Genomic DNA, 19,529 nt, shown 5'->3' with positions numbered 1-19,529 from the left:
CGGGCTACGCCCGCCCTACGCCGCAACCAGCGCGAACGGTGCGACCCCCATACCCGTCACGCTGCTTGACGAAGGGGGTCCCTTTTGCACGCCGATAGGGGGTCCTTTTTGGACGCCGATTGACAGCTGCGCGGGATCGTAGGTGAAGCCGAGATGCTTGCACATCGCTTGTGCCAGCATCGGTCCGTTATATTCCGGTGCGATCACCCAATTGTCATAGGCGTCGCGTTCGAGCAGCGAGGGCGCGAGCGTATAATAGCGGAATCCGCCGCCCCCATCCCAGCCGACCGCCTTGGTGACGCCGCCCTGATCCTCGCCATCGATAACCTTTGTGAGGCGCGGGACAATATGCGTGTCGGCATGGTCGCCGATCTCAACCATGATCCAGCGACGACCCATCTTGTGTGCGACGGCGCCAGTGGTGCCGGAGCCGGCGAACGAATCTAAAACGAGATCACCGGGTCCCGTCGTTAATTCTAGGCAGCGCCTAATCAGGCGTTCTGGTTTCTTCCCCTTGGGAAACCGGACGCCGCCTTCGTTTGCGATGCCTTCCCAAGCGATGTCGGTCCAGATGTTGGTAAGAAGTCTAGACGCAGTTTTCTCTCCATCAATCTCGACCACGTTCTTACCGTAAAAAATCAGTTGCTGTCCATCCAATACATAAACATCATCCAATCCGTCCGCACGGCGCATGTGATGCACGACCCCAGGGGTTCTTAGCGATTCACGTTTGAGCTCGACGATTGCCTGTCCAGCGCCTGAATCACTAATACTCGCGAGTCTGCAAACACGCGAAGCGTTTTCAATGATATAATTATTGAACTTTTCGAGGACGCTACGTGGATGCTTGCTCCGACCCGAAGGCACTAGTGCGTAAACATCGGCCAGATTTTGAAACCTCCAATCGCGCGGAGGAGCTTCGGGATTGGACAGCCATTTGCTGTAAGCGTAGTCAGGTTCGCGTTTCACTCGACCGCTGTTCTCACGGAACTCAGCCCGTTCTCTTGCATACCACAGTATGTATTCAGACGCCTTGAAGACCCCAGGATTAACCGTGCTGAAGGCTGATGGCGCACGAGCCTCCACCGTGAGACGACTTATGAAGTTACCGCGGCCGAAAGTCTCGTCCATCAGAACCCTGCAGTAGTCGGCCTCGTTATCATCGAGATGAACGAAGATCGCTCCATCGAGCGTAAGCAGATTCCGCAGCAGTTCTAAACGCTGTCGCATCAGCGATAGCCACAACGAGTGCTCCACACCGTCATCATAGTGTTCAAACGCGGCGCCGGTGTTGAACGGTGGATCGATGTAAATGCATTTCACCTTGCCCGCGTAATCCTGCTCCAGCGCCTTGAGCGCGAGCAGGTTGTCGCCCTTGATCAGCATGTTGTCGAACAGATCGCCCTCGCGGCGCGTCGCGGCGTGATGGCCACTCTTTGCGTGCTCGAGCAGGATGCGCGGCTCCAGCCGCGGACGCTCTTCCTTGCCGGGCCAGGTCAGTTCGAGTTTGGTCTTCTTCACGGTATCTCGTTCTCCGGCTGGGCAGGATCGGTTTGCCGGGGCCGGCAAGGTCATTTGACGGGTCGCCGTGCGACGGCGCGGCGTCTTGCGAATATGCTAACGTCCTGCGGGCGCTCGCTCAACGTCTTGCACGTCCTGCCATGCCGCGCGCAGCGGCGCTGTGATCAATTTTCCCCTCGGCGCGGTCACGCCACCACGCGTTCCGTCGTGCCGCCTCATAGGTGAACTCAACACGCGGCGGGCGCCAGTCGAAGTCGGCCGTTTGGTCGGGGGCGCCGATACAGGCTGGCGCTCCGTCGTGCCAGCTCACCACATAGGCGGGTTCAATCTCGACGCTCACAGCCGCGTGTTGCAGCAGCTGGCGCTCCTTGTCCTCCGCTTGTGCCCGGATACGCCCGCGCTCAGCCTCCAGGTTGTGCAGCGCCGCCTCGACACCAATCTCGAGCGAGGCGATCGCCTCGTCGATGGCGACGCGATTGTCCGCCTTCAGGAGCGGCGAGCGCCGCCGACGACGCAGGTCATCGACATTGGCCAGCGTCCGGTCGATCAGGTCGCTGGTCCGGTGCTCCTCGGCGGCGACCGCCGCTTCCACCGCTTGCGCAAGCATGAGCAGTTCCCGATTGTTCTCGCGCAGCCAGCGCAGTTTCACCTCGCGCGCCTCGCGCTGCGCGATCGCCTCCAGCACAGACGGCGCGTACTCGTCGCAAGGCTGCGGCAGCGAGCATGCGCATTCCAGCAGATGCCCCGCCTGCCATGCGGGGATGGCCTCACCCCATTCGTCGCAACCGACGACCATGCCGAACTCGTGTTGCCCGTCCGGCGCGGTCATGACCGCGCTTGCCACCATCAGCCAACCACGGCGGTTGCGGAACCGTTCGACGTGGGTCCACGGCCCGTCATAGCTGTCGAGATCGAGTTCGATGCAGACCGGTGCCTGTCCGAACCCGTCGAGCATCGGTCAGGCCACCGTCCAGCGCAGCGTGAACAGCTCCTCGATCCGCGGCTTCTGGTCGAGCATCGCCGCAAGGTCGTCGAGGGCGCGGTTGATGTCGGCGTTGACCTGCTGCTTGGTCTCGAACTGCGACATCTTCAGGGCGTCTCGCGCTGTCTCCTTCTTGCGGATGTCGCGCATCCGATTGAGCTTCTCCTCCATGCCGAGGCCAGGCGCGCGCTTGGCTCGCTCGAGGTCCTTGATCTCGGCGTCTAGTACGGCGACCTGCGCCTCGATCTCGATCTCGCGGTCCCGCGCGTAGCGGCCAAGCTGCTCTTCCTTCTCGAGCAGCCAGGCATAGTTCTCTGTCGTCACGCGCTCAGAAAATGCGGAGAACTCGACCTCGCGCAGAGCGTCGAGCCGATCCGAGGGGGGCACGACGTCCGCCGGTCCCAGACTCCGCGCAGGCGCCATCATCATTTTGTCGGTGACGCCCGCAGCGATCACCTCACCCTGGTCAGTTTCAGCGACGATCAGCACCTCCTCGCGCTCGGCATCCGGCACCGGCATGACCGCCTTGAACGCACGCAGCCAGCCGGACCGCCCGGCCAAGTCAACGACGCCGCCGAGCTGACCCGGATAGGGATACGCCGCCGGATCGAACACCACCGCCTCGACGCCGTCCTCGATGCGAGCCTTCGCTCGCTCCACGATCTCATGCCCCAACGCCTCGCCGACGCGGAAGAACTGCCAGCCCTGCTCGTCCGCCATCGGCCAGCGCGTCGTCCAACGCTGTCCGTCGTAATCGAACCAGATCGCGTCCGGCGTGGGGAAGCGCGCTTCCGGCAGCTCGGCCTGCGCCACCATCAGCAGGCGCTGCTGGAACTCAGGCAGGATTTCGGCCAGCGCTTGCTCTCGTCGATGCAGCTTGGCGACGACATCGCTGTCCATGCTTTCCAGCACCTTGGCGCGGGCAGCCTCCATATCGGCATCGATGCTGTCCTGGATGCGGGCGGTCAGGATATCGAACTCGGCGTCGGCCTCTTCGGCGCTGCGACAGGATTGTACGATCCGTAGCACCTCGCGCTCGAAATCGATGCCATCGGTCAGGATACCGAGCACTTCGTCGGACGCGCCGAACACGCCTTCGAACAGGTGCAGCTTCTGTTCGAGAAGCTCGTGAATGCGCGCCTCGGCGCGGTTCTTGAGGTTTAGCATGTTGACGACGGTGACGTCGACCAGCTGACCGTAACGATGGCAGCGACCGATCCGCTGCTCGACGCGCTGCGGGTTCCACGGTAGGTCGTAGTTGATCAGCAACGAGCAGAATTGGAGGTTGATGCCCTCGGCGCCGCTTTCCGTGGCGATGAGAATGGTCTTGTCGTCGCCCCGGAACGCCTCGACGATGGCCGCCTTCATATCCGCGGTCTTCGACCCCGATATGCGGTCGGTGCCGGCGTGCTTCGCCTTCCATGCTTCATAGATGGCACGACTTTCAGGGTCGTTGTTCGACCCGTTCATCAACACCATTCGGCCGGCATAGCCGTTCTCGGCGAGCAACTGGTTGATGTAGTGCTGGGTTCGCACCGATTCGGTGAAGATCACCGCCTTGCGCTGTCCACCCTTTCCCTCGATCTCGTCCAATACGGCGGGAAGGTTGGCGATCAGTTTCTCGCCCTTGCCGTTGACGCCGATGCCGCGCGCGATGTCGCGCATCGCCTCGACGTGGGCGATCTCGGCGGCGAGCTTGACCGGATCGATCGGCTCCTCGGTTTCGCCGTCCTCGTCATCCAGCGACTCCTTTTCCTCATCGAAGCTGTCCTCGAAGTCGTCGGTCATCTCGGCCGAGGCGCGCTCCTTGCGCCGCAGCCGTTCGAGCAGCGTGTCTAGATAGCCGGCGACGGCGGCAGTCGACGAGCCCAGGCTCTTACGGGCCTGCAGGATCACCAGTGCATTGGTGCGGCTGCCATAGGCGATGGTGTCCGGATCCTGCAGGTATGCGGATAGCTGCTCGTACAGGTCCGTTTCTACGTCATGGGGTTCGAACTGGAAGGTGACGGCGTGGCGTTGACGGAAGTTGATGTGGCCCGCCTCCTGCACCTGACGACGCAGCGTCCGATGGCATATGGTCTTCAACCGCTCCCGCAGAATTTCCTGCGAGGCCGGCGTGGCGTTGGCCCCCATATATTGCGCCTTGAAGGCGTTCTCGCCGCCGAAGTGCATCTCGTCGATCATCGACACGATGCCGTAAAGCTCCGTCAGCGAGTTCTGCAGCGGCGTCGCGGTCAGCAAGATCTTGAAGCGACCGTCGACCGCCTCCTTCAGCACCTTGGCCCGCTTCGCGCCCTTCTTGTGGACGTTGCGAAGCCGGTGGGCTTCGTCGAATACGACCAGGTCCCAGGCGACGGCGCGGACGTCGTCCGCCTTGCGGGCGGCGAACTCGTAGCTGACGATGACAACGGCGTCCTTGGCCTCGAACGGCCGCGCGGTGCCCGAGCGCCGCTGGTCGCCATAGGTCTTGGCATCGAGAATCACGGCGCGGATCGAGAACTTTTCGAACAGCTCCTGCTGCCACTGCTTGCGCAGCGACGCGGGGACAACAAGCAGCACGCGCCGGCGCCGCTCGGCCCAGCGCTGCGACATCACGAGTCCCGCTTCGATCGTCTTACCTAGCCCGACCTCGTCGGCGAGCAACACGCCCTTGGCGAACGGCGACTTCAGCGCGAACAGCGCCGCGTCGACCTGATGCGGATTCATCTCGACCCGCGCCGACGTCAACGACTGCGTGAAGGCGTCCTCGCCATTGCCGGCGATGGTAAGCCGGTGCGCGTGATAGCGCCCCTGCACCGGAAGATACGCGACCAAATGCTTCCCCTCTGATTGCGAAATAACCATAGAATGCCTGCAACCTCAACGAGCAACGCTTTCAAAGCGGCGCCATTTTCTGTTTCACCTCGCCACGACGACCCTCTCGTCATACAATAGCGACATGAACCCCGTTCCGCCTGTCCCGAACACCTCAAGCGCCACTGCGGCGAATGTTCGGCGCGCGCTCTCGAACGACCTGCTGTTTATGCTCGGCAAGGTTCTGCGAGCGATCAGCGATGCGCTCGTCTTCATCGTCGATAGGCGCCACGGGTCGCTCACCGCCCGGCATCTCATCTCAACCGTGATGTTCTTTATCGCAGCGCTTTTGCGGGCATTGTACCCAGGTGCCGCCTTTTTCCGCCGACGCGACATAGGGACATCCACCTTCGAACGAGCCTTGGTAGCGCCGCCTTCCCGCTGGGCAGCCCCGTAGTATTCACCGATCGCGCAAGCTCTGCCGTGCCTAGCCGGCGCGGCCAATAGTAATTGCGCCCGCGGGGACGCCGCAGCCTGAGAAACCTGAGAAGGCTGCGAAGATGCGAAAGGTGCGAACCTGCAGGCGAGCCGAAAGAGGCTTCGATGGCAACGAAGGACGAATGGGTCGAACAAGAAGAGTTCGATAAATCCGCAGACGAAGTTCTGCTTGAGAAGGGTGGAGACCTCAAGAAGGTCAACGCCAACATGATCGCGACGCGCATGGGACGCAAGAAGGCCAACCCAACCTTCTATCGCCTCTTCGACGAATGGAAGCAGCGGCGGCGCGTGCAAGCGCACCTTCCGCCGTTCGTCGTGCAGGACAAGCATCGCGAGATGCTCGAAACCGTGCTGGTCGCCGTCGGCACCGAAATCTCGGCCGAGGCGACCTACGTGGCCGGGTTTCGGACGCGCGACCTGCAGGATGAGATCGACAGCCTGCGGGGTGATCGGAATGACCTGCTGACGATGGTCGACGAACGCGATGCTGCGCTGGAAGCGGCCGGCCGGCAGATCGAGCAGCTCAACGCGGAACTGGCGGCGGCACGCTCGGACGCCGCAAACCAGGCACGCAGGGCCGAGACAATGGAGGGACGCCTGTTGGCGCTTCAGGACACCAAGAACTCGTTTGGCGATCCTGACACCATGCGTCAGCTGGCTGGACTGATCGCCAGCGCCGTATCGGAGAACACCGCAAAACGGCCGGAGCGGGAGAAGGACAGACCTGCGAGCAGGCCGATGACCAGCGTTTCCAACCCGGTCGCCGACCAGCACCCCGATTTGCTTGGTCATCATCCGGCCTCCCGCGGATCTGGCTTGAGTAGCCGAGACCTCAACGGAGTCGGTCAGAAGTAGATGGTTTAGCGACACTGCCCGGCGATCACTCGGTGATCGCCGGGACTGCTATTCCCGCCGCCTTTGTCATCGCCCACAGTCGATCACGGATTCGTACGTCGATTGCTATGTCTATGGTCACGGTGCTGAGGAAACTGTTGGAGCCGGTGACACGAGACGTATCCTGGAGCCCCTCCTCCTGACTGAGACTGGGGTGATGAGGATACAGCAGCGTGAGCTGATCGCAGTCGTATAATCGGCCATAGGCCATCATCTGATAGACATCGGCCTGCGACACGCCCTGCTTGGGATCGTCGATCCGCGCAGCGATGCGTTTCCACTTGGTGTCGATGACCTGCACGACGGCGTCGCCGCGCTTGATGAGGATGTCCGGTCGCGTCTGGAACAGACCCCGCCGGTCGTCGGTCTCGAGGCAGTAGAGCCGGCCGCCCTGGCTGACGACACGCAGGTCGCTGTCGGCCAGCGCGCGTTTGAGCATCCGGGCGACATACTCCTCGAACAGCGTGTTCATCTCGAACAGCAGCGAGAAGCCGTCGCTGCCGCCGGCCGAGGTGGTCTGGAAGCGCTCGCCGAGCAGCAGGCGCGCGAGATTAAGTAGCTCGCGCCAGCGGGCGTTGGTGCGATCCAGCGTGACATCGTCCCACCGCAATGCCGAGATTGGCAGGTCGGCGATATCGGCATAGGTGAACGCCAGCTCCCGCAACCGCCGCTGGTTGTCTGTCGTGCGCGCAATCCGCGACAGGTGGGTGACCGCCGCCTTCATGATCCGGTTCAGGGCAATGTCCGAGGTCAGCGCGTCGAACCGGCACGCCAGCCGAGACGGCTCGACCGCCAGCGCGGTGAACTGTCGCGTCACGTTCAACCGACCGCGCAGCGCCGGCAGGTCGTCGGCATGTTCGACATAGCGGCGTGGCATTCCCTGCCGGACGGCATCGACCAGCTTTTCCGAGAACAGGCGGATCAGGATTTCGAGCAGCGTCTCGCGCTGCCAATCGAGCGCGGTGACCTGGCCCGCGTCGATCTTCAGGTCGAGCGCGACGGCCAGCATGTGGACGAGCCGCTGGCGGATGTTGCCCGTGGTCTCGGCATCGCTTCCACCGGCCACGTCGATCTTGGGCAGGATTTCGAGCGCACAGCCCTGCGCCGCGATGACGCCGACCACGCCCCGCGCGCGCAGCCCCTTGCGACCATGCTCGAGGACGCCGCCACCACCGCGGCCGGCAAGAGACGAGGCTGCCGCGATGGCCGCGATCCGATCGGCGGCGATCACCGGCATTTCGTCGGTCGCCTCGCCGTAACGGATGGTTTCCCATTCGAGGATCGTGCGGCGGATCACGCGGCGGCGAAGCCGTCGTAGGAGAAGCTGTCGCGGACACTCCAGCGATAGCGCGGGGCGGCGTCCTCGTCCCCGCCTAGACCCTTCGGCGCTTTCAGCCGGCGGCGGTCGATGAACCTGCCCTTACGATCACCCTCACCATCATCGCCGTCACCCAGCACCGCGGCGACCTTCGCCCAATCTTCGTAAAAATACTCGGCGAGCAGCGGGATGACCTTGTGGCGCATGACCTCGTCCACGTCGGCGCGGGTCGCGCAGCGGATGAAATAGGCGTGGCCGATCTGATGCTCGCGGTCGAACAGATATTCGATCCGCTCGTTGATCGTGGCGAGTAGGCTGGCAAGGTCGATGCCGTCGACCGGCTTGAGCAGGCTGGCGTCCGGCATCAGCTCACGAAACTCGAACCGGCGGCGCAGCGCGGTGTCGAGCAGCGCGATCGAGCGGTCGGCAGTGTTCATCGTGCCAATAATGTGCAGGTTCGCGGGGACGCCGAACCGCGCCTCGCTATAGGGCAAGGTCAGTCGCATCCCCTCATCCATGCCCAGACGCTTGTCCGGCTCGATCAGCGTGATGAGCTCGCCGAACACCTTGGAGATGTTGGCGCGATTGATTTCGTCGATGACGAGGACATGCTCCTCGGCGCTCGCTTCGGCCGCCTCCGCCATCTGACGGAGGATGCCGGGCTTAGCCTTGAGCGTGAAGCCAACGCCGTCCGCCAGCGGTTGTGGGCGCAGACCCTCGACGAAGTCCTCATAGGCGTAATTCTGGTGGAAGGTGACGAAGCCGATCTGACCCTGAACTCTCAGTTCCTCATACGCCCTGCGCAGTTCCTGCCGACGGCCCACGTCGGTCAGCAACGGGTCGTTCCCGGCCAGCCCGCGGCACAACCGCACCGCCTCGGCCATCGTGCGATAGGTCTTGCCCGTGCCCGGCGGCCCGTAGAGAATCAGGTTGAGCGGCGAACGCTTCATGGGGTCCGGCGCAGGTGCTTCTTCGGCCGGCAAGCCGCCCCAATGCGACATGTTGCGCAGGAACCAGTCGTAATCCTGCGGCTCGTCCATGAAGGCGAAGCGGATCAGCCGCTGCGCCATCTCGTTGGTCGGATACACCTCCCAGATCGTCGGCTGATAGGTGTAGTGATACCACTCGCGCGGGGTGTACCCTGCCTGCCAGTCGACGGACACGCGCTCGCCGTCACCGGCGTTGGCGGTGATCGTGCCGATCGCCTTGATCGACATGACCGACACCGACCGACCACGCCCGTCGAACGGCAGGCCGTTCTTGCGGACATAGGTCGCCTTGATCGCGATCCGCTCGCCCGGCTGCATCCGCAGCACCTGCTCGCGGTTGCGATCGCTGGGACTGTCGATGTCCCAAATGCCCTCGGCCAGGAAGCGTTCGACCTGATCGTCGCGGCGGCCGTAGGATGCGCCGACGAACCAATAGGGGCCGTCCTGCAACACTTCCGGCGCGACCTTCTCGACTGGGGCGGCTGGCGGCGGCGTCTCCGCGCCGTCCCATTTGTCTTCCAACGCCACCCACACGAAGCCCTGCACGTCAAACAGATCGAGCGGATCCCAGCCCAACTCCTCCCCGAACAAAGCGAATAGCGCCCGCAGCAGCTGGAGATATTCGTCGAGATCGGTCAGCTCGAACTGCGGATGGGCGAACAGCTTGCGGCCGAAGAGGGTCTTGCCCATCGCTTCGACCCGGCTGACCTTGAACCAGCTCGCCGCTTCCGGGTGCATCGTGCCGACGACGCTGATGGTGATCGCCAGCACCTCGCCACGACGCAGCCCGGCGATACCGTCGATCTTCAGTTGCTCCAGCGCACGGGCACCATCGGAGATCGTGGCCAACGGGTCATCCTCGCTGCGCGCCAGCCGTGCGACGATCTCGAAGAAGCGGTCGCGTAGGGGTGCGTCAGCCTTCTGCACCTCGTCGAGCGTGCGCCAGCTGAGTGGCAGCCCCTGCGTGTCGACGCTCAGTGCGCGATAGATCTGCTCGCCGACCGCGCGGTCGTCGGCATCCGACGCGGCGAGCGCACGGACCTTGTCGATGATCTGGTCCTTGTAGCGGCGTTCGATCGTCCAGTAATCGCCATCCTGCCGACGGAAATTCTCGCAACCCTTCATGCGCGCCAGGAAGGTGTCGCGGAGCGACTTGAACGCCGGCCAGTCGATCACGACGAAGCCCAGCGCATCGAGCGCGGCCTTGCATTGTGCGCCGCCAGGCAGCGACCCGCTGCCGGTATGCGCGAGCGCATCGCGGACGATCGCCTTGCTGGGATAGCGCCTGCCCCGGTGCAGCAGCCAGAATTTCGCGGGCGCGCCCAGTCCTTCCTGGCTGGCGATGAAGGCCTCAACCGACCCGGCGGCATCGCACCGGTCGATGGCGTCGAGGATGTCCTGCGCGGTCAGCTCGAACGTGGAACCGCCCCGAGCAATGGATTGGGCATCCAAAAACCGCTGGTAGAAGTTTAACGCCGCGCGATAGCTGGCAAGGCTGTCGTAAAGGCTGCCGTCGATCGGAAATTTGGCGGGGTTCGGTCGCCCCGCTCGCTGATCGGCCTTGGAATAGACCAGCGACTGCCTGATGCCCGCGATGGTCTGCCCGGGCGGCAGGTTGTCGAGATCGCCATAGGCGCGATCGACGCGGCGGACGTCGGCCAACTGTGTGCTGACGGTGCCCTTCGAATACCCCTCGGCCTCAAGCCACGCTTTGAATTCCGCTTCCCTCACGCGTCGTTGCCCCCCGCATTGGCTTGCTTCCCGCTGAGCAGGTTCAGATTTTTCATTTTGTCTGGCAGGGTCTGCGCGACCGCTGCGACCGCATCCGTAGTCGCCGACCATGCACGGCTCGCACCGTCCCCAAGTCTCGCGATCATTCCCGGCTCCGATTGCGCCATGACGCCGGCGATAGCGTCGATCGCCAGGTCTTCGCGTTCGTCGATGCGACCATCGGCCATCGCGATATCTCGCAGGAAGGCGGTCAGCGTTGCCGACATTGCGGTCGCGTTGCAGTCAGGGTTGGCGGTCATAAACTTCGCGAGCTCGCCCGCCAGTTCCTTGATCGTCGCCTTGGCGATGTTTGCCTGGAACACCGACAGCGCCTGTTCGACGTAGTCCCGATCCATGCCCCAATCGGCGACGAAGTGATCAACGATGGTTTCGATCTCGCGATCGTGGATGTCGCCATCGATGGCGGCGACACGGATCGCCAGCCCGCCCATCAGGTCCAGCAGGGCAGCGCCGAGGACGTCGATGGGCGTGTTGATGAATTTGGGGATCGTGTCGACCCGTGATCCGGCATAGCGGCCGAATAGGCGCGTCACGCCGTAATAGGCACCCGCCGACGTTACCGCCGCCGCCACGACCCATCCGACCGGCGTCGCCGCGGTGCCAAGGCCGATCAGTGCCATGAAGCCGGTCGGCGCGAAGAACGTGCTGGCGACTACCTTCGACGACGCCACCGCCGCGCCGGTCCCGCCCCAACTGCCGATGTCCCAGACCTTCAGGACGTTGTTTTTCAGGCGGAGCGAGGTGTAGGCCTCCTCACCGATCCCGAGACGCAGCTTGAAGCGTACCGGGTCCGCCACCACGCGGTCGACGGAGGCGAACCCTTCCTTCAGCGTCAGATCGGTTGCGCCACCCTCACGCATGTTGCGTCGCGGATGCGAAATGGCGTTCCAGCGCGCCCACCCGTGCTCGCAGCGGGGCATCCTTGAGATCTGCGATCGCGCCGGCAGCCAAGCCGAACGCCAGCAATAGCGGCGAGAGAAGCGGGCCGAGCACCAGGCCAAGCAGCGGGATCGACGCGATCAGCGTGGAAACCACCAATGCGACGATCACGCCGAAGGCGGTGTTCGGAAAGCGTTCGACCAGATCGAAGACGAAGGCGAGGATTCGTCGGCCGGCGTCGAGGACACGACCACCGACCTCTATCGCCATCTCGAGCAGATCGTTCAGCAGCGCCTTTGCATCCGCCGACACCAATAGGCGGTCGATGCGGTCGCGAAGCGCGCGCTTCGGCGGCATCGACTCCAGCACCAGCGAATTGGCATCGTCGTCCATCGTCATATCTCCCCTCCGCACACATCATCATGAAGTTGCAGTCGTCGCGCCAGCACGATCATCGCCTCGGTATCGCGACCGCAATAGGCGCGCAGTGCGGTATCCAGCGCCAGCCTGCGCTCCGGCGTGCAGCCCGCCACGATCGCCTCCGCGTAAGCCTCCTGTGCGCTGCCGCCGTCCTTCACTTCGAGCGAGGCATAGTCCATCTCGGCGGCGATCGTCGGCAGCACGGCCTTGATCGACCAGCTGCCACGCTGGTCGCGGTGATACCAGTTGGCGCGGGTGACCGGCAGCAGGTCGACGACGCGCGCCGCCATCGCGGTCAGCGCGTCGGCAAGGTCCGGGAACGCGGCGGCCAGTTCGAGGATGCGCCCCTTTTCGAAGCTGGCGTTGTAGCCGATGACCGCGCCGGTCGGCGGGACCATCTCGACCAGCGCCTCGGCGCACGCGCGACGCGGATCACTCCCATCGAGGCTGAGGAATTCGCGGTGCATGATGCCGCCGTCCGCGGTCTCGACATGGGCCGAGAACTGGAACGGCACCTGCTGATAGGGTCGCGTGCCGATCCGGCGCGGAACGGCGAAGCCAATGGTCTCGAAGTCGAGCCAGGTGCGCGGGAACGCCCAGCCGGCCATCGCTGCGCGGGCGCCCTCGACATCGTGATAAACCTCGCCCGACACAGTTGCACGGTGGACCCGGGCGTGGACGGCGTTGGACAGCGCCGCGGGATCAACGGCCAGCAGATCGACTATGCCCTGCTCGATCCAGCGCTTGCCGCCGCCATGCGGCAGCACGGACACGGGCCATTCCGGGCCGGCCGGCAGCGCCGCATGGCAATAGCCGGCGAACTCACACGGAAACGGTGCATCGCAATGCGCGCCGGGCGCGGTATCCGGTTCGGCACCGGCCAGCGTCGCCCGCGCGGCAGCGACAGCATCGCCGCGACCCGCGACGATCGGCTCGGCCTGCGCCATCAGATCGGTGTCGGCGAACAGGCCGTCGTAATCGCCATCGCGTTCGAGGACGAAGCTGCTGTCGACATGGCGGATCGCCGCACTGCTGATCGGCACACCGGCATTGCGCGCGACCCACAGCTGGGTCGCGAGGTCGCCGACGTGATAGTCCTTGGCCTTGGTCGAGCTCTTCACCTCCGCCATGTGCCAGCCGCCTGCGCCATCCGGCTCCAGCACGTCGATCCGCACGAGTACGCCGTCATGCTGAAGCGTCGCCTCGAAGATCGGCTGGGCAAGACCGTTGTCGAGCAGCGCCCGGGTCGTGACGAGCGCCGCCGCGAGGTCCGGCTCGGCCTCGACCATCACGCCATTCGGCAGCAGGGTGCAAGCAATCGCGCCGACCTCATGCCCGGTGGCGAAGCGCGCCTCGGCGCCGTCATCATGCTCGGCCAGTTCGCGGCGATGCACGGACAGCCACAGCCTCTTGGGGCACTGCTCGAACATGGTGATCTTCGACTTGGACAGGCCGAAGCGGCGCGGACGATCGATCATGGCCACCTCCTTCACGGTTGAAAGCGCGCGATGAGCGCGTCGGCATGATTGCGGGCATCGCCGGCCCAGCCGGCCAGCCACTCGCGCCAGGAACAGGCGGCGAACCGAACCTCTGCCCCCGCCACGGCGAAAGCGAAGTCGGCGATCTCGGCGCGATGGCGTTCGATTGCAGTGGCCGGCGTGAGCGCGGCACCGCGGTGAGAGGGTTCGGCGTAGAGATACAGTAGCACCGGCGACTTGCCGAGCCGGCTGCCCTCCGTGACCAGGCCGAAGGCGTGCTTGACCAGCTGGGCGGCGTCCAGACGGTGATAGCCGCCATCACCGGCACGAAGTCGGTCGCGCATCGCGGTGAACGGCGTCATCCGTTCGCCCCAGACGTCGCGATCATAGGCGTCAGACAATCTGACGGTCTTGGCGTCGCGGAAGGGCTCGAACCGCTTGGATTCGACGCCGATGACATGGCCCGCAGTCTCGACCGCCGCGTCGAGCCAGGGGTGTCGCCCGCCACGCCACGGGAACCGCATCTGCCGCTCGATATCGACGCGCGCGGCGGGCCAGTCGAGGTCGGCAAGGCCGGGAAACGGCGGCAAGTCGCGCGGGCGTTCGATGAACCAGCCGAACGCATTGACGGCCAGTGCCGCGCTGCTCTCCGGGCGGTCGAGCTTGCCGCTCTCGATCTCGTTGCCGCCTGCCTTCGTCAAGGCGGCACGAACGAGATACTCGGGCACGCCGGGCAGGAAGGTAGGGAGGCGAATCGTCATGATGTACCTGTGGCGGCGTCCTGCGACAGGATTGGTCGCACGTCGTTCGGCAGCATTGTCTGCGCCGCCGCGATGCGTTCCCGCATCACCGCGACGAGCACGTCCGGCCCTTCGATCACCAGTTCGCCGCCCCAGGTGAACAGATGCTCGGCTAGCTCGCGCATGCCGCCGGTGCCGAACCGGATGCGAAGTCCACCGTCAGCGAGATCCTCGATCTGCTGCCGGGCGTGAAACCGCCAATGTCGCGCGCGGGCGACGGAGGACGCCGGAACACACAACACGACATCCTGCTTCTCGTCGCGCCACACCGCGAAGCTGTCGGCCAGCCAGGCATCGATATCCCACTCGTCCGGTGCGCAGCCGATCGTATCGCTCACCGTCACCGCGGTCATGCGGTCGAGCCGGAAATAGACCGGCTGGTCGTCGCGGGCCGGCATCTTGCCAAGCAGATAGGTCAACGGCCCGTGGACCAAGCCGTAGGGGATCACGCGCCGCCAGCGCGCCTCCGGCCGTTCTTCGGTCGCGTAGTGGAATTCCACGCACCGGCCGGAGAGGATGGCGCTCTGGATGGTCGTGACGGTTTCCGGCGCGACGGCAGCGATCGGCCCGGCGGTCACCATTGTCCGCTGGAGCCGGGCAAGGGCGTCAAGGTCCGGATCGAGCCGCCGCCTCTCGCGGTCGTCGAGCGCCGCTTTCACCTTGGCGAGCAGGCTGGCCAGTTGTTCTGCGCGGGCGTTCTGCCCGGCCAACGTGCGGCCATCGACCTCGGCCTGCAGGGCGGCAACCTCGGCAGCGTTCGGCCTTGTGTAAGCCCGCCGCAAGCTGTCTCGGATCAGGAAGCGCTTACGTCGATCGTCTGCAACCTCGTCTAGGTCGAAGTGGCGGGCGATGATATCGCGCATCCGCTCCGCCGTGCGGCGGTTGACGTCGAGGCGGCCGGCCATCTCGTCGAGCGTAAGGCCCTCGGTCGTGTCAGAAAGCGCTTGGACAAGCGCCAGCAGGCGGTCGAGCTTCGCCATCCGTTCGGTCATCACGCCCCCTGCGTCCGTATCTGTCGCAGGATCGAGCAAGCGCCATTGGATGGCAAGCGCCGTGCAAAGCCGTCTTTCCTGGCATCAGGCGTCGAAGCTCGCCTGAAAGCTCGTCGGCATCAGCGAAACGTGGGCGTCGAGCGGTGGCCGCAATTCGAATGCGCGCGGTTCGCGGGCGAAGTTCCACAGGCGGACGAGGCACCAGTCGCGCCGCCGTTCCTCGGCGATCAAGAGTTCGTTGCGGCTGATGTGGAAGGGCGTTCGCTCCCAGCCGTTGGTGGTCTTCACCTCGATGAGGCGCGGACGACCATCGGCGTCGAAGCTGGCGATGTCATAGCCGGTGCCGTCGCCGTCTTGATCCGACACCCAGCGGACGCGCTGGGCAAGGTCGTCGCGACCGGCTGCGGTCAGTGACGATCGTTCGTGAAGGACGATCCGCTCCTCGCCCGCGCGGCCCAACGCGCGGTTGCGGGCATCGCGCTCAGCAACGTCGAAACGCCGGGCGATATGCTGCATCTGCTCGAGTTCGTCCGGCGGGGGCAAGTTGCTGAGCGTCGGCGGCGGCCCGATCCACAGCGTCGGTGCTTCCTGCACGCGCGATAGTCCCGCTGTGTCTGCTAGGGACAGGCGGGTGTCCGGAGAAAGCCAGGCAGGATGAGCGGCCAACCACCGCGCGACGGCATCGACCAATGATCCTTGAAAGTTGAAGGCCGGCTTGTAGCCAGGGATCCAGTCTTCGCCGAGACCCTTGAGCACCGCGCTGATGTTCTGATGCTTGTATTCGATGGATCCGCGCGGGCGCCCGATCGCCTCCTGCAGCCGCCGATTATGTTCGGCCTTGCTGTATAGGCGCCCGGCCTCATCATCGGCCAGCATCGCGAAATAGTCGGCGACGATTGCGTCGTTTTGTTGATCGGTCCAGTCGCCGGATGCCATCGTGAGAGGCTATGCGATCGCCGGGCCGCTGTCACTCGCGACCATTGCTCGGCGGATTGACAGCCAGCAGCGACCTCCTATGTATCACAAATGTAGATACATGGGAGGTCACCGATGCGTGTCCAGGTCAAGCGGTGGGGCAACAGCGCCTCGGTGCGCATTCCCGCATCGGTGATGGCGGCGGCGGCCTTGCGGATCGATCAGGAGGTCGATGTCCGCGAGGACGAGGGAAGGATCGTGATCGAGCCCGTCATCGCCCCGTCCTATGATCTCGACTCGCTGCTCGCCGGGATGGCGCCGGAAACCTTCCCCGACGAGGTCGATTTCGGACGCCCGGTCGGACAGGAGGCGTGGTGAAGCCGGGTTACGTCCCGGATACTGGCGACATCGTCTGGCTACACTTCGATCCGCAGGCGGGGCACCGCCCGGCGCTGGTGCTGTCCCCCGCGCGCTACAACGGGGTGCGTGGCATGATGCTCTGTTGCCCGATGACCTCGCGGATCAAGGGCTATCCGTTCGAGGTGGTCGACGGTGACGATCCGCCGAGCGTCGTGTTGGCCGATCAGGTGAAGAGCCTCGACTGGCGCGCCCGGCGGGCCGAGAGGAAGGGTCGGGTGTCGCCGGCCACGCTGGCGGAAGTGCGCGCGAAGGTCCGCGCGCTGCTCGAGCTGTAGTCGGAGAGGCAGGCCGAAGCCCGCCTCCCCCGGCCGGTATCAGGCCGCTTCCCCCGCCAGCCACGGGGCGAACACCTCGGCGTCGTTGCTGGCCTTGCCGACCCGCTTTGCGAAGCTGGCCGCGCGTCGCGCCTGTAGCGCCGGTATGTACCCGCGCCCTTCGCGCAGCTGCTCGATGCTGCGGAGGATGCGATCCTCGACAACGGCGATGTCGGCACGGCCGTCCAGCAGCTTGCGCCAGCGGGCGAGCAGCAGCGCCAGCGTGATGACGTCGCCCTCGCACACCTCCTGCACGAGCTCGAACTGCCCGGCGTTGATGAGCTTGGCGACCATGAACGGCGCCACCGTCATCTTGGCGGGAATGTCGAGCGCGGCGGCGTATTCCGCCTGGTGGATCGGCTTCATCTTGAGCCCGCCGGTCAGGACGCGGGCAAAGTCGACGTGCCGCACGCGTCCGTCGCCGCCGAACGCGATCCACCCCCAATTCGCCGGCAGCGACAGGCCGTGCTTCATGGCCGCGCAGGCGATCAGCGGCAGGTCGTGGAACGAGCCGGCCCACGACACGAACTCGGCGTTGGACGGGGCATCGGCCAGCACCTTCAGGACACCGGCGATGACCTCGCGCTCGTCGTGGTCCGGTGCGCTCAGCGTGACGAAGCGCGACACGTCGACGTTGCCGTCCTCGTGCTCGGTCAGCACCATCGCGGACGCAGTCACGATCGTCTGAAAGACCCAGCGCGGCGTCTTCAGCGGACATTCCGCGCGGGTGTAGCCGCGGCGGCTCTCACCCTCGTCCTGGCCCGGGACCCAGCGCTCCATCTCGCGGTAGCGCTGGTGGCCGGCCTCATCCAGCACGGCGCTTTCGAGGTCGACGATGACGTAGCTGCGGCGTTGGCGCGGTTCGAACGGGTTTTCGATCTTCATGCTTTTTCTCCACCGGGATCATTCCCGATCATGATCTTGACGAACGTGGAGGCGGACCTCGCCGGGTGAGGCCCGCCCATGCTTCAGCCGAAGCGGACGACGGTTTCGAGCGACGCTTCCGGCTCGATCCACTCGGCACCGGGAGCCAGGAAGCGGTTGCCGTCGAGCAACGTGTCGCCCATCGTGGCGGCGGTGGCCTTGATGCGCTTCATCGCGAGTTTGCGACCGGTGCCGATCGCCTTGGGCTTGCCCGGCACCCTGACCAATGTGCCACGGCGGTCGACCGCGAAGATCTCGTCGGCGCGGGTGCTTACGAACACGATCGGTGCGTCGTCGTTCTCGGCGAAGGGCACGACGCGATCGACGATGTCGACAGCCAGCAGTTCGCGATAGACGATCGTGAAGCTGGTCGGCAGGGCGGCGCTGGAGTTCGCCCAGCCGGTGTAGACCGCATCCTTGCGCAGCATCTGCGTGATGCGCGCCATCTCCGCCCCGACCTCGAAGCTCATCTCGCGACCCGAGCAGAAGGCGACGGCGTCGTTCGCTGGCTTGAACGCCGGCCAGCCCATTTCGCGGCGTACCGCCAACATGAACTGCTGGTGGCGCAGGGGGATGTTGCCGTTGTGATGCATGGTGTTCATTTCCTTTGATGGCGACCGTCATGGCCGAAGCATTTTTCCCCAACCCGGGGTGCTCGCTTCATCTCGGTTCGAAAACAGGGCGCGCGTCGCGGCGCGCGCCCCAAGGTCTCAGCGGTGGCGCTGGTGCCAGGTGATCGGCGTCATCCGCGGCAACGGGCCGGCGGGCGCGATGTGCTCGCGGAACCAGCGCTCCTCTTCGGCACACTCACCTTCGGAGAGCTCGGTCCACCACACGCGGCGACGGGCGTCCCAGCTGTATCCTCGCGCCTTGAGGAGGCCGCGCCGATCGAACGGGGCGCCGGTCGCCTCGAAGCGGACCGATGGCTGTTCGGCGTTGGCCAGCAGCCCGGCGAGGACCGTGCCGCCGTGCGGAAGCCGATGGGCGAGCAGGTGGAGCAGACTGACGACATCGGCCATCGCCCGGTGCGCGGTGTTGAACCGACCGATCTGCATCAGCAGATGGCCCAGCTTGGCACCGTCGAACCCCGCGGTCAGCCAGTCGAAGTCGCGCATCGAACAGGCCCACGCGGACCCGGCGAGCCCGGGAAGCAGGTTCTCGATGAAGCTGACGTCGAACGCCGCGGAGTGGGCGATGCGCACGTCCACGCTCCGAAGCAGGCGTTCGAGCCGATCCAGATCGATCGCCTTGCCGGCGACGTCCGCATCGGTGATCCCGGTCAGCCGGGTGATCGCCGCGGGGATCGGCATGTGCGGGTCGCGCAGCGCCTGCCCGGCGCTGGCGATGCCGACGATCTCGCCGGCCTCGTCCACCTCGATCACCACGACCGCGATGTCGATGATCTCGTCATGCAGGACGTCGGTTCCGGTCGTTTCGGTGTCCACGATGCCGACGCGCCGAACGGACCTGGTGACGCGGTCGGCAAGCGGGAAGTCGCCCAGCGACGACACGCGGCGCAGGATGCGGATGTCCGGATCGTCGACGCGAACGAGTTCCCCCGCCCCGGCCGGGGCGGTGGTGATGGCGTGGGTCATGATCGA

18 protein-coding genes are annotated in these 19,529 nt (G+C 65.0%); 4 read left to right on the top strand and 14 right to left on the bottom strand.

Annotation, left to right across the window (positions count from 1 at the left end; translation table 11 throughout):
• Positions 1 to 15: 15 nt before the first annotated feature.
• The 3 genes from HBH26_RS15060 to HBH26_RS15050 form a co-directional block, all read right to left on the bottom strand.
• Positions 16 to 1,386, bottom strand: a complete 1,371-nt coding sequence (locus tag HBH26_RS15060) for a site-specific DNA-methyltransferase (RefSeq protein ID WP_168135467.1) — start codon at positions 1,384 to 1,386, stop codon at positions 16 to 18.
• A gap of 253 nt (positions 1,387 to 1,639) precedes the next feature.
• Positions 1,640 to 2,476 (bottom strand): hypothetical protein, encoded by an 837-nt coding sequence (locus tag HBH26_RS15055; RefSeq protein WP_168135452.1) that lies wholly within the window; start codon positions 2,474 to 2,476, stop codon positions 1,640 to 1,642.
• A 3-nt stretch (positions 2,477 to 2,479) separates the two neighbouring features.
• On the bottom strand, positions 2,480 to 5,299 hold the full coding sequence (locus tag HBH26_RS15050; RefSeq protein WP_338057412.1) for an SNF2-related protein: 2,820 nt from the start codon (positions 5,297 to 5,299) through the stop codon (positions 2,480 to 2,482).
• A gap of 142 nt (positions 5,300 to 5,441) precedes the next feature.
• Here HBH26_RS15050 and HBH26_RS15045 point away from each other — a divergent pair, with 142 nt between their 5' ends.
• Positions 5,442 to 5,753, top strand: a complete 312-nt coding sequence (locus HBH26_RS15045; protein WP_168135451.1) for a hypothetical protein — start codon at positions 5,442 to 5,444, stop codon at positions 5,751 to 5,753.
• 146 nt (positions 5,754 to 5,899) lie between these two features.
• The gene (locus tag HBH26_RS15040) at positions 5,900 to 6,649 is read left to right on the top strand and encodes a hypothetical protein (RefSeq protein WP_168135450.1); all 750 of its coding nucleotides are present in this window, start codon (positions 5,900 to 5,902) and stop codon (positions 6,647 to 6,649) included.
• A 25-nt stretch (positions 6,650 to 6,674) separates the two neighbouring features.
• On the opposite strand, the gene HBH26_RS15035 is transcribed toward HBH26_RS15040, so the two are convergent.
• The 8 genes from HBH26_RS15035 to HBH26_RS15000 form a co-directional block, all read right to left on the bottom strand.
• Positions 6,675 to 7,985, bottom strand: coding sequence for a 5-methylcytosine restriction system specificity protein McrC (locus HBH26_RS15035; RefSeq protein WP_168135449.1), 1,311 nt, complete (start codon positions 7,983 to 7,985; stop codon positions 6,675 to 6,677).
• Complete coding sequence (locus HBH26_RS20470) at positions 7,982 to 10,657, bottom strand: McrB family protein (protein WP_209308593.1); 2,676 nt, start codon at positions 10,655 to 10,657, stop codon at positions 7,982 to 7,984. Before HBH26_RS20470 ends, HBH26_RS15035 begins: the two co-directional genes overlap by 4 nt.
• 65 nt (positions 10,658 to 10,722) lie before the next feature.
• Positions 10,723 to 11,646, bottom strand: a complete 924-nt coding sequence (locus HBH26_RS15025) for a TerB family tellurite resistance protein (RefSeq protein WP_168135448.1) — start codon at positions 11,644 to 11,646, stop codon at positions 10,723 to 10,725.
• Entirely contained in the window at positions 11,639 to 12,058 is a 420-nt protein-coding gene (locus HBH26_RS15020; RefSeq protein ID WP_168135447.1) for a hypothetical protein, read from the bottom strand. Before HBH26_RS15020 ends, HBH26_RS15025 begins: the two co-directional genes overlap by 8 nt.
• Positions 12,059 to 12,060: 2 nt before the next feature.
• Positions 12,061 to 13,563, bottom strand: coding sequence for a DUF2779 domain-containing protein (locus HBH26_RS15015; protein WP_239024839.1), 1,503 nt, complete (start codon positions 13,561 to 13,563; stop codon positions 12,061 to 12,063).
• Between the two features lie 11 nt (positions 13,564 to 13,574).
• Positions 13,575 to 14,324: a PGN_0703 family putative restriction endonuclease gene (locus HBH26_RS15010; protein WP_168135446.1), complete on the bottom strand. Its 750-nt coding sequence runs from the start codon at positions 14,322 to 14,324 to the stop codon at positions 13,575 to 13,577.
• Entirely contained in the window at positions 14,321 to 15,343 is a 1,023-nt protein-coding gene (locus HBH26_RS15005; protein WP_239024828.1) for a helix-turn-helix transcriptional regulator, read from the bottom strand. The genes HBH26_RS15010 and HBH26_RS15005 overlap by 4 nt, the downstream gene beginning before the upstream one ends.
• A 96-nt stretch (positions 15,344 to 15,439) precedes the next feature.
• Positions 15,440 to 16,291 (bottom strand): protein NO VEIN domain-containing protein, encoded by an 852-nt coding sequence (locus tag HBH26_RS15000; RefSeq protein WP_168135444.1) that lies wholly within the window; start codon positions 16,289 to 16,291, stop codon positions 15,440 to 15,442.
• A 114-nt stretch (positions 16,292 to 16,405) separates the two neighbouring features.
• Here HBH26_RS15000 and HBH26_RS14995 point away from each other — a divergent pair, with 114 nt between their 5' ends.
• The gene (locus HBH26_RS14995; RefSeq protein WP_168135443.1) at positions 16,406 to 16,648 is read left to right on the top strand and encodes an AbrB/MazE/SpoVT family DNA-binding domain-containing protein; all 243 of its coding nucleotides are present in this window, start codon (positions 16,406 to 16,408) and stop codon (positions 16,646 to 16,648) included.
• A complete protein-coding gene (gene mazF / locus HBH26_RS14990) occupies positions 16,645 to 16,965 on the top strand; it encodes an endoribonuclease MazF (RefSeq protein WP_168135442.1) in 321 nt (106 codons plus the stop codon). The genes HBH26_RS14995 and mazF overlap by 4 nt, the downstream gene beginning before the upstream one ends.
• A gap of 39 nt (positions 16,966 to 17,004) precedes the next feature.
• Here mazF and HBH26_RS14985 read toward each other — a convergent pair whose 3' ends face one another.
• The 3 genes from HBH26_RS14985 to HBH26_RS14975 form a co-directional block, all read right to left on the bottom strand.
• Positions 17,005 to 17,889: a 3'-5' exonuclease family protein gene (locus HBH26_RS14985; RefSeq protein ID WP_168135441.1), complete on the bottom strand. Its 885-nt coding sequence runs from the start codon at positions 17,887 to 17,889 to the stop codon at positions 17,005 to 17,007.
• A gap of 83 nt (positions 17,890 to 17,972) precedes the next feature.
• Positions 17,973 to 18,521 (bottom strand): hypothetical protein, encoded by a 549-nt coding sequence (locus HBH26_RS14980; RefSeq protein ID WP_168135440.1) that lies wholly within the window; start codon positions 18,519 to 18,521, stop codon positions 17,973 to 17,975.
• A 117-nt stretch (positions 18,522 to 18,638) separates the two neighbouring features.
• On the bottom strand, positions 18,639 to 19,523 hold the full coding sequence (locus HBH26_RS14975) for a 3'-5' exonuclease (protein WP_168135439.1): 885 nt from the start codon (positions 19,521 to 19,523) through the stop codon (positions 18,639 to 18,641).
• Positions 19,524 to 19,529 lie beyond the last annotated feature (6 nt).

The sequence above is a fragment of the Sphingomonas corticis genome, assembly GCF_012035195.1.
Taxonomy (GTDB): Bacteria; Pseudomonadota; Alphaproteobacteria; order Sphingomonadales; family Sphingomonadaceae; genus Sphingomonas; species Sphingomonas corticis.
This window is presented reverse-complemented; position numbering and strand designations above follow the sequence as displayed.